Raw genomic sequence first — 535 nt, forward strand, 5'->3', positions numbered from 1 at the left:
AAAAAGAGAGCTCTAGTTTGTCGGTAGGCAAACGCGGCGCGACAGTGAATGTTGGTAAAAAAGGCACACGTGGTACGGTAGGCATCCCCGGTAGCGGCTTGTCGTACTCATCTTATAAAGCACATGACAAACCTTTGAGATCTAAAACTCGCTCCTCATCACCGCACAGTTCTGCTAACAACGTTGATCAGCGTATTATCAGTAATACTGAAAGAAAAGTGAGTGCTTGGCTTGCTATCGGTATCTTGCTATTGCCGATTATTTTTGCCTGGTTCACGTTAAGGCAGGGACACTCGACGGTTAGCCGTGTGGTGAGTATGGGATGGATAATTGTTACTTTGTTCATGCTGCGCTAACATTCAACTGTCTAGGAAATTCATTATCGTATGAATCACCTGTTGTACCAATAGAAGCGATTAAATAATTGAAAAAAATGTTATCCGGCTTAGATAACGTTTTTTTCAATATGTGCTGTTTATAAAAACAGTATTTTCTTGCTTACAGTAGACCTCTTGTAAAAGTAATTGTAAGACAC

1 pseudogene is annotated in these 535 nt (G+C 40.7%); it reads left to right on the top strand.

Annotated features, from left to right (window positions below):
- Positions 1-114, top strand: a pseudogene (locus BTV99_RS13845) (DUF4236 domain-containing protein); the annotation flags it as partial.
- Positions 115-535: the final 421 nt, after the last annotated feature.

This window comes from Psychrobacter sp. Rd 27.2 (genome assembly GCF_001921755.1).
In the GTDB taxonomy this organism is placed as follows: domain Bacteria; phylum Pseudomonadota; class Gammaproteobacteria; order Pseudomonadales; family Moraxellaceae; genus Psychrobacter; species Psychrobacter celer.